Below are 10232 nucleotides of genomic sequence, written 5' to 3'. Positions count from 1 at the left end.
TCGCGCGCCACACGAAAAAAAAAAAAAAACAGCACCCCATCCTCCCCCCCCCCCCCCCCCCCGCCCCCCCCCTCTGCTCCCCCCCCCCCCCCCCCCCCCCCCCAGACCCCCCCCCCCCCCCCCCCACCCCCCCCCCCCCCCCCCCCCGCCGCCCGTTCCCGTCCCGCCGTCAGGCGGCGACCAGCACCTCGGCCGGCTCCAGGGCCAGCTCCAGCACCTCCCGCACGTCCGCCACCGGGTGGACGGTGAGCCGCTCCAGCACCTCGGCCGGGACGTCGTCCAGGTCGGCCTCGTTGCGCTTGGGGATGATCACCGTGCTGACCCCGGCCCGGTCGGCGGCGAGCAGCTTCTGCTTCACCCCGCCGATCGGCAGCACCCGCCCGGTCAGCGACACCTCACCCGTCATCGCCACGTCCGTGCGCACCCGGCGGCCGGAGAGCAGCGAGGCCAGGGCGGTGGTCATGGTGATGCCGGCGCTCGGCCCGTCCTTGGGGACGGCCCCGGCGGGGACGTGCAGGTGCACGCCCCGGTCGCGCAGCGAGGTGACCGGCAGCTCCAGCTCGGCGCCGCGCGAGCGCAGGTAGGAGAGCGCGATGTGCGCGGACTCCTTCATCACGTCGCCCAGCTGCCCGGTGAGGGTGAGCCCGGTGCCGCCCGTCTCGGCGTCCGCCAGCGAGGCCTCGATGTACAGCACGTCGCCGCCGGCGCCCGTCACCGCCAGGCCGGTCGCCACACCCGGTACGGCGGTCCGCCGCTCGGCGGGCTCCTGGGCCGCCTCCGGGACGTGGTGGGGCCGGCCGATCAGCGCGCGCAGCTCGCCCGCGCCGATCGCGGCGGGCAGCTCGCGCTCGCCCAGCTCGGACTGCGCGGCGATCTTGCGCAGCACCCGGGCGATCGAGCGTTCGAGGGTGCGGACGCCGGCCTCGCGGGTGTACTCCCCGGCGAGCTTGCGCAGCGCCTCCTCCTCGACGGAGACCTCCGCGCTCGTCAGTCCGGCCTTCTCCAGCTGGCGCGGGAGCAGGTGGTCCCGGGCGATGACGACCTTCTCGTCCTCGGTGTAGCCGTCCAGCCGGACCAGCTCCATCCGGTCGAGCAGCGCCTCCGGGATGGCCTCCAGCACGTTGGCGGTGGCGAGGAAGACCACGTCCGAGAGGTCCAGCTCGACCTCCAGGTAGTGGTCCCGGAAGGTGTGGTTCTGCGCCGGGTCCAGCACCTCCAGCAGGGCGGCCGCCGGGTCCCCCCGGTAGTCGGAGCCGACCTTGTCGATCTCGTCGAGCAGGACGACCGGGTTCATCGAGCCGGCCTCCTTGATCGCGCGCACCAGGCGACCGGGCAGCGCGCCGACGTAGGTGCGCCGGTGGCCGCGGATCTCCGCCTCGTCCCGGACGCCGCCGAGCGCCACCCGGACGAAGGTGCGGCCCATCGCCCTGGCCACCGACTCGCCCAGCGAGGTCTTGCCGACGCCGGGCGGGCCGACCAGCGCCAGCACCGCACCGCCGCGGCGGCCGCCGACCAGGCCGAGCCCCTGGTCGGCCCGGCGCTTGCGGACGGCCAGGTACTCGACGATCCGGTCCTTGACGTCCCCGAGGCCGGAGTGGTCCGCGTCCAGCACGGCCCGGGCGCCGGCGATGTCGTAGGCGTCCTCGGTGCGCTCGTTCCAGGGCAGCTCCAGGACGGTGTCCAGCCAGGTGCGGATCCAGGAGCCCTCGGGCGACTGGTCGGACGCCCGCTCCAGCTTGTCGACCTCCTTCAGCGCGGCCTCGCGGACCTTCCCGGGCAGGTCGGCGGCCTCGACCCGGGCGCGGTAGTCGCCCTCCTCGTCGGCCGGGTCGCCGTTCAGCTCGGCCAGCTCCTTGCGGACGGCCTCCAGCTGGCGGCGGAGCAGGAACTCCTTCTGCTGCTTGGCCACGCCCTCCTCGACGTCCTTGCGGATGGTGTCGTTGACCTCCTCCTCGGCGAGGTGGTCGCGCAGCAGGGTGAGGGCGTACTCCAGGCGAGCCACCTGGTCGGCCTCCAGCAGCACCTTGAGCTTCTGCTCCGCGGTGACGAAGGACGCGTAGCCGATGTTGTCGGCCAGCTCGCCGACGCCCTCGATCTGGGCCACCCGGTCGACGATCTGCCAGGCGCCGCGCTTGCGCAGCCACTGGGTGGAGAGCGCCTTGTACTCCCTGACCAGCTCGGCGGCGCGGCCGGCCACCGGCGTGCCCTCCGAGGACTCCCGGAACGGCGTGGTCTCCACCCAGAGCGCGGCACCGGGCCCGGTGGTACCGACGCCGATCCGGACCCGGCGCACGGCGCGGACCAGCGCGGCCGGCTCCCCGTCGGCCAGCCGCCCGACCTGCTCGACGGTGGCGAGGGTGCCGACCGCCGCGTACGAGCCGTCCACCCGCGGCACCAGCAGCACCTGGGGCTTGCCGGCGCCGGCGGCCGCGGCCCGCGCGGCCTCGACCGCGGCACGCACCTCGGTGTCCTTGAGGTCCAGCGGGACGACCATGCCCGGGAGCACGACCTCGTCGTCGAGCGGCAGTACGGGCAGGGTGAGCGGAGTGGACGTCGATGCCATGATCTCTCCCCAGTCAGCGAAGTTGAGTTGACCTGACTAAGGTTTCGCAGCGATGGAATGTTCCCCCCGCCCTGTTCGCCGGGAGCGAACAAGGAGGGGTCCGGGAAAGGGTGTCAAAAACGCCTCGCGGGGGCGCGCGCCACCCCCCGGGAGCACCCGGCAGTTACGCGCGGTCCAGCAGGGCGGTCGCCCCCTGGGCCTGCGCCGGGCCCGTGGCGCCGACGGCCGCCGCCTCCGGGCGCCGCCACCGGGGGCCGGGCCCGTTCCGCAGCCAGCGCCAGAGCGCGACCCCGGTCAGCAGCGCCACCGGGTGGCCGACCCCGGTCACCAGGTCCCGGTCGCCGGCGATCTGCTCGGCGACCAGGACGGCGGCGCCGCCGAGCGCGAGCAGCCGCCCGTGCGGCGGCAGCAGCCCGGCCAGCGCACCGAGACTGACCAGCACGCCGTAGCTGACCCCGATGTCCAGGCAGTCCAGCGCGCGGGGCTCCATCCGGCCGGTCGCCACGGCGGTGATCACCACCGACTGGGAGAGCACCGTCGCCGTGACGTGCCCGATCCCGAAGACCGCCGCGGCCCGGACGGCGCCCACCCGGCGCTCCAGCGGCGCGACGGTGAAGGCGAAGGCCCAGAGGTAGGGCATCCAGATCGTCCCGGACACCCAGAAGCCGCTGAACAGCAGGGCGCGCAGCGGGTGGTGGACCAGGTTGTGCCCGTCCGAACTGGAGGCCTCCTGCAGCCGGAGCACGAGGTCCGGGTCGGCCAGCCCGGCGAAGGTGGTGGTGGCCACGACCACGGCGAGGTAGCCGAGCGCGAAGGGGTTGCGCCGGGGCGTCGGCACCCGGGCGAGCACCCAGACGGCCAGACCGGCCCGCAGGCCGAACCGGAGCATCCCGTACGGCGGCCCCGGACGCGGCCCGCTCACCACAGCGTTCCTCCGCAGCTCCGCCATGCCGCCTCCGCTCCAGACCCGCAGCCTCCGGCCCCCGTCCGGTGCTCAACGTACCGGCGCGCGCCGGAAATCCCACCTGTGCGACTTGTCGTGACCACGGTACTTCGGGGTCCTGGGAGCCAGCTGGGAATACCCCGTGAACATCATGTGGCGCGCGACTCCAGGATTGGTACAGACCTGCACTCCGTCTACGCACGAGTAGCGGCTCTGACCGGCGGCTTGTCGCCAACTGGAGTGCATACGTACCGTTACGCAGTGAAAAATCGGCGGGTAAGGTACTGGCCCGTGCCCACTTCCGAGTGGGTCCGACGGGCGGCCGGACGGCCGGCCCACGGGCCGGAAACATCCGGTCCACCTGCCGGGAAGCACCGGGTGTCCGTACGCTGCGAAGTGTGCGGGAGCGGTGGGCAGTCCACACCTGTCCTCCGACTCCGCACGCGCTACGGGACGGCGGACCCGGCACAGTCCACGACGGAACAAGACTACGAGCGGAGCCTCGCCATCCCCACAGGTGGCCGGCCCGCAGCCCTGGGGGCGGTGGCGTGACCGTGACAGAAATTCAGCAGGACAACCAGAACAGCGGCGGCACGGTGAGCAGCCAGCGCAGAGTGCTGGTGGTGGAGGACGAGCCCACGATCGCCGAGTCGATCGCGGCCCGGCTGGGCGCGGAGGGCTTCAAGGTCGCCGTGGCCCACGACGGCCCGGGCGCGGTCGACGGGTTCCACACCTGGCAGCCCGACCTGGTCGTGCTCGACATCATGCTGCCCGGCTTCGACGGCCTTGAGGTGTGCCGCCGGATCCAGGCCCAACGCCCGGTACCGGTCCTGATGCTGACCGCGCGTGACGACGAGACGGACCTCCTGGTCGGTCTCGGCGTGGGCGCCGACGACTACATGACCAAGCCGTTCTCCATGCGGGAGCTGGCGGCCCGGGTCAACGTCCTGCTGCGCCGCGTCGAGCGCGCCCAGCAGGCGGCCCGCACACCGGCGCTCGGCTCGCTGCGCTTCGGCGAGTTGGAGATCGACCACGTGCAGCGCCGGGTCCGGCTGGCCTCGGGCGACGTCCACCTGACGCCGACCGAGTTCGACCTGCTCGCCTGCCTGGCCGCACAGCCGCGGGCGGTACTCACCCGCGAGCAACTGCTGGCCGAGGTCTGGGACTGGACGGACGCGTCCGGCACCCGCACCGTGGACAGCCACGTCAAGGCGCTGCGCCGGAAGATCGGCGCCAGCTGGATCCGCACCGTCCACGGGGTCGGCTACGCGCTGGAGGCCCCGCTCTCCTAGCGGCGCCTCGGGCACCGGGCCTCCGGGGGGCCCGTGTCCCGAACCGCCGCGCGGACCCGCGGGGATCACAGGGGACCAATGACCTTTCCACAGCAACGCAACGGCGACGCCGACGGCGCCCGGCCCACGCTGGCCGCCCGCGCCGCCCACCGGGTGTGGGCCGACATCCGGCCGCTCGACCCGGTCCGCTCGATCAAGGGCAAGCTCGCCCTCCTGGTGATCGTCTCGGTCTTCCTCGCCACCGGCATGGTCGTGGTGGCGATCCGCTCCGAGACGCAGATCCGGATCATCATGGTCTTCTCCATGATCGCTTCGCTGCTCTTCATGCAGTTCCTCGCGCACGGGTTGACCGCCCCGCTGCGCGACATGACCGCCGCCGCCCGCGCGATGGCCTCCGGCGACTACAGCCGCCGGGTCGAGGTGAGCTCCCGGGACGAGATCGGCGAGCTGGCGGCCACCTTCAACCACATGGCGGCCGACCTGGAGGCCGCCGACCGGCACCGCCGGGAGCTTGTCGCCAACGTCTCCCACGAGCTGCGCACGCCCATCGCCGCGCTGCGCGCCGTGCTGGAGAACGTGGTGGACGGCGTGGTCCAGCCCAATCCCGCGACCCTGGGCGCCGCCCTGGAGCAGACCGAACGGCTCGGCCGGCTGGTCACCCACCTGCTCGACCTGTCCAAGATCGACGACGGGGTGGTGGACCTGGACGCGCGCCCCTTCGAGGTGCGCGAGTTCCTGGACGGCGTGCTGCGCGGCGTCACCGTGGACGGCGCGACGGCCGGCGGGGCCTTCTCCCGGCGCGGGGACGTCCGGCTGGCCCTGGAGGTCAGCCCGGCCGGCCTGACCGGCGTGGCGGACACCGAGCGGCTCCACCAGGTGGTCGCCAACCTGGTCGACAACGCCTGCAAGCACTCCCCGCCCGGCGGCACCGTCACGGTCCGGGCCCGGCCCGGCGGCGAGCCCGGCGCGCTGCTGCTGGAGGTCGAGGACGAGGGGCCGGGCATCCCGGCGGCCGACCGCACCCGGGTCTTCGAGCGGTTCAGCCGCAGCGGCACCGCCACCGCCCAGGGGCCCGGCTCCGACGGCGGCACCGGGCTGGGGCTGGCCATCGCCCGCTGGGCGGTGGACCTGCACGGCGGGCGGATCGAGGTGGCGGAGGCCTCCCCCGGCTGCCGGATCGAGGTCCGGCTGCCCGGCCCGCGGTAGCGCCCGCCCGGGGTCCGCTCGGCGGCCCCGGGCACCCGCCCGCGTCGATCGGACGTCGCCCGCATGTCACAGAAGCGACACAGACGTGGACGGACGATCCAGGTGGCTCCGGACTATGATTTGTCCGGTTTCATCCATATATAGCGGCTGATCGGAAGCGATCGCTTCCCATCCGAGGCGGCTTTCTAACGCACATTTTCAGCCAACCTGCAGGTCAGGACTGTGATCTGGGCGACGCCTGAGCCCTGGGGACTGCGCGATCACTGGTCAGGGGCGTAGCCTTAATCCCCGCTGTCCAAACATCCCAAAAGGAAGCGGAAGAGGGCGGTTGCCGCCGTGTCGCCACAGTCCCAAGAAACCCCCAACAGCTCGGCAAGCTCCACTGGCTTCGGCCCCAATGAGTGGCTCGTCGACGAGATCTACCAGCAGTACCTCCAGGACCCGAACTCGGTCGACCGAGCCTGGTGGGACTTTTTCGCCGACTACAAGCCCGGTACCGAGGTGACCCCAGTGACCCAGGCCGCGACCCAGGTCGGCCCCACGCCGACCCCCGTTGCCGCCCCCGCGCCCGCCGCTGCTGCTCCGGCCGCGCCCGCCCCCGCCGCACCGGCCGCGCCAGCGCCCGCCGCCGCGGCCCCGGCGCCCGCGCCCCTCGCCGCAGCTCCTGCCGCGCCCCCGGCCCCGAAGGCCGCCGCTCCGGCGCCGGCCGCGCCCGCCGAGACCGGCCCCGAGCTGGTCCAGCTCCGCGGCCCCTCCAAGGCGGTGGCGACCAACATGGACGCCTCGCTGGAGGTGCCCACGGCGACCTCCGTGCGCGCCGTGCCGGCCAAGCTGTTGATCGACAACCGCATCGTCATCAACAACCACCTGCAGCGCGCCCGCGGTGGCAAGGTCTCCTTCACGCACCTGATCGGTTACGCCCTGGTCCAGGCCATCAAGGCCTCGCCGGGCATGAACCACAGCTACCAGGTGAAGGACGGCAAGTCGTACCTGGTCAAGCCCGAGCACGTGAACCTGGGCCTGGCCATCGACCTGGTGAAGCCGAACGGCGACCGCCAGCTCGTGGTCGCGGCGATCAAGAAGGCCGAGACCCTCGACTTCTTCGGCTTCTGGCAGGCCTACGAGGACATCGTCCGCCGGGCCCGCGCCAACAAGCTGACCATGGACGACTTCACCGGCGTCACGGTCTCGCTGACCAACCCCGGCGGCATCGGCACCGTGCACTCCGTGCCGCGCCTGATGCAGAACCAGGGCACCATCGTCGGCGTCGGCGCCATGGAGTACCCGGCCGAGTTCCAGGGCTCCGCCCCGGAGACGCTGTCCCGGCTGGGCGTCTCCAAGATCATGACGCTGACCTCGACCTACGACCACCGCGTCATCCAGGGCGCGGCGTCCGGCGAGTTCCTGCGCGAGATCCACCGGCTGCTGCTGGGCGAGAACGGCTTCTACGACGAGATCTTCGAGTCGCTGCGGATCCCGTACGAGCCGGTCCGCTGGGCCACCGACGTGGCCACCACGCACGACGACGAGGTCAACAAGACCGCCCGCGTCATCGAGCTGATCCACTCCTACCGGGTCCGCGGCCACCTCATGGCCGACACCGACCCGCTGGAGTACAAGCAGCGCAAGCACCCCGACCTCGACGTCACCACGCACGGCCTCACCCTGTGGGACCTGGAGCGCGAGTTCGCGGTCGGCGGCTTCGGCGGCCAGCGGATGATGAAGCTGCGCGACATCCTCGGCCTGCTGCGCAACACGTACTGCCGCACGGTCGGCATCGAGTACATGCACATCCAGGACCCGACGCAGCGCAAGTGGCTGCAGGAGCGCCTGGAGAAGCCGTACACCAAGCCGGAGCGCGAGGAGCAGCTGCGCATCCTGCGCCGGCTGAACTCGGCCGAGGCCTTCGAGACCTTCCTGCAGACCAAGTACGTCGGGCAGAAGCGCTTCTCGCTGGAGGGCGGCGAGTCGCTCATCCCGCTGCTGGACGCGACCATCGACTCGGCGGCCGAGCACCGCCTGGACGAGGCCGTCATCGGCATGGCCCACCGCGGCCGCCTCAACGTGCTGGCCAACATCGTCGGCAAGCCGTACGGCAAGATCTTCGGCGAGTTCGAGGGCAACCTCGACCCGAAGTCGATGCACGGCTCCGGCGACGTGAAGTACCACCTCGGCTCCGAGGGCACCTTCACCGGCCTGGACGGCGAGACCATCAAGGTCTCGCTCGCCGCGAACCCCTCCCACCTGGAGGCCGTGGACCCGGTCGTCGAGGGCATCGCCCGCGCCAAGCAGGACATCCTGGACCAGGGCGGCACCACCTTCCCGGTGCTGCCGATCCAGATCCACGGCGACGCGGCCTTCGCCGGCCAGGGCGTCGTCGCGGAGACCCTGAACATGTCGCAGCTGCGCGGCTACCGCACCGGCGGCACCGTGCACGTCGTGGTCAACAACCAGGTCGGCTTCACCGCCGCGCCCGCGAGCAGCCGCTCGTCGATGTACTGCACCGACGTGGCCCGCATGATCGAGGCGCCGATCTTCCACGTGAACGGCGACGACCCGGAGGCCGTGGTCCGCGTCGCGCGGCTCGCCTTCGAGTTCCGTCAGGCGTTCCACAAGGACGTCGTGATCGACCTCATCTGCTACCGCCGCCGCGGTCACAACGAGGCCGACAACCCGTCGTTCACCCAGCCGCTGATGTACGACCTGATCGACAAGAAGCGCTCGGTGCGCAAGCTGTACACCGAGGGCCTGATCGGTCGCGGCGACATCACCATGGAAGAGGCGGAGCAGGCGCTCCAGGACTTCCAGGGCCAGCTGGAGAAGGTCTTCGCCGAGGTCCGCGACGCCGCCCAGACGCCGGCCCCGGCCTCCAACGGCAAGCCGCAGGCGGACTTCCCGGTCAACATCCAGACCGGCATCTCCCAGGAGATGGTGAAGAGGATCGCCGCCTCGCAGGTCAACCTGCCGGACTGGCTGACCGTCCACCCGCGCCTGCTGCCGCAGCTGCAGCGCCGGGCCGCCTCGGTCGAGGACAACACCATCGACTGGGCGATGGGCGAGACCCTCGCCATCGGCTCGCTGCTGATGGAGGGCCACCCCGTCCGCCTCGCCGGCCAGGACAGCCGCCGCGGCACCTTCGGCCAGCGCCACGCGGTGCTCATCGACCGGGTCTCCGGCGAGGACTACACCCCGCTGCTGTACCTGACCGAGGACCAGGCCCGCTACACCGTGTACGACAGCCTGCTGTCCGAGTACGCGGCGATGGGCTTCGAGTACGGCTACTCGCTGACGCGGCCGAACTCGCTGGTCATGTGGGAGGCGCAGTTCGGCGACTTCGTCAACGGCGCGCAGACCGTGGTGGACGAGTACATCGCCTCCGCCGAGCAGAAGTGGGGCCAGCACTCCGGCGTCACCCTGCTGCTGCCGCACGGCTACGAGGGCCAGGGCCCGGACCACTCGTCCGCCCGCCCGGAGCGCTTCCTGCAGCTGTGCGCGCAGAACAACATGACGGTCGCCATGCCGACCCTGCCGTCGAACTACTTCCACCTGCTGCGCTGGCAGGCGCACAACCCGCACCACAAGCCGCTGGTCGTCTTCACCCCGAAGTCGATGCTGCGTCTGAAGGCCGCGGCGAGTGCCACCGAGGAGTTCCTGTCCGGCTCGTTCCGCCCGGTCATCGGTGACACCACCGTCGACCCGGCGAACGTCCGCAAGGTCGTCATCACGGCGGGCAAGTTCTACTACGACGTCGAGGCGGCCCGTACCGAGCGCGGGGTCACCGACACCGCGATCGTCCGGGTCGAGCGGCTCTACCCGCTGCCGGTGGCCGAGCTCCAGGAGGAGCTGGCCCGCTACGGCGACGACGTCCAGTTCGTCTGGGCGCAGGAGGAGCCGGCCAACCAGGGTGCCTGGCCGTTCATCGCGATGAACCTGGTCGACCACCTGCAGGTCGTCATCGGCCGCAGTGCCAACGGTTCGCCGCGGCTGCGCCGCGTCGCCCGCACGGCCTCCTCGGCCCCCGCGGTCGGCTCGGCCAAGCGTCACGCCGCCGAGCAGCAGGCGCTGCTGGAGGAGATCTTCACCATCTGAGCCCGCCCCGGCCCCGGTCGGGCTCGAACGGCCCCGGGCCCCACGCCCCCCCCCCGGGGGGCGGGGGCGTTCCATTTTCCCTTGGCCCCTGTGAAGCTCCGTGTACAAGTTCCAACTTCTCCACCCAACATCCCCCCAC

The 10232-nt window shown here is 72.1% G+C and carries 5 protein-coding genes; 3 read left to right on the top strand and 2 right to left on the bottom strand.

Going from position 1 to position 10232, the window contains the following annotated elements:
• Nucleotides 1–169: 169 nt before the first annotated feature.
• Nucleotides 170–2563, bottom strand: coding sequence for an endopeptidase La (gene lon / locus ACZ4UX_RS13100; protein ID WP_465706667.1), 2394 nt, complete (start codon nt 2561–2563; stop codon nt 170–172).
• A gap of 163 nt (nt 2564–2726) precedes the next feature.
• Nucleotides 2727–3485, bottom strand: coding sequence for a rhomboid-like protein (locus ACZ4UX_RS13095; RefSeq protein WP_465706666.1), 759 nt, complete (start codon nt 3483–3485; stop codon nt 2727–2729).
• A 575-nt stretch (nt 3486–4060) separates the two neighbouring features.
• Here ACZ4UX_RS13095 and ACZ4UX_RS13090 point away from each other — a divergent pair.
• The 3 genes from ACZ4UX_RS13090 to ACZ4UX_RS13080 all read left to right on the top strand — a co-directional run bounded on the left by ACZ4UX_RS13090 (nt 4061) and on the right by ACZ4UX_RS13080 (nt 10093).
• Nucleotides 4061–4798 (top strand): response regulator transcription factor, encoded by a 738-nt coding sequence (locus ACZ4UX_RS13090; RefSeq protein ID WP_209411241.1) that lies wholly within the window; start codon nt 4061–4063, stop codon nt 4796–4798.
• A 78-nt stretch (nt 4799–4876) separates the two neighbouring features.
• Nucleotides 4877–6004: a sensor histidine kinase gene (locus ACZ4UX_RS13085; protein WP_329489573.1), complete on the top strand. Its 1128-nt coding sequence runs from the start codon at nt 4877–4879 to the stop codon at nt 6002–6004.
• A gap of 336 nt (nt 6005–6340) precedes the next feature.
• Complete coding sequence (locus ACZ4UX_RS13080; RefSeq protein ID WP_329489572.1) at nt 6341–10093, top strand: multifunctional oxoglutarate decarboxylase/oxoglutarate dehydrogenase thiamine pyrophosphate-binding subunit/dihydrolipoyllysine-residue succinyltransferase subunit; 3753 nt, start codon at nt 6341–6343, stop codon at nt 10091–10093.
• The last annotated feature ends 139 nt before the right edge of the window (nt 10094–10232 follow it).

It is taken from the genome of Kitasatospora sp. NPDC028961 (genome assembly GCF_055564815.1).
Note: the sequence above shows the minus strand (reverse complement) of the source record. Positions and strands in the feature narration are given on the sequence as shown.

Coding starts and splice junctions, on each gene's coding strand:
- lon (WP_465706667.1), bottom strand. CDS start 2,563: ATGGCATCGACGTCCACTCCGCTCACCCTGCCCGTACTGCCGCTCGAC.
- ACZ4UX_RS13085 (WP_329489573.1), top strand. CDS start 4,877: ATGACCTTTCCACAGCAACGCAACGGCGACGCCGACGGCGCCCGGCCC.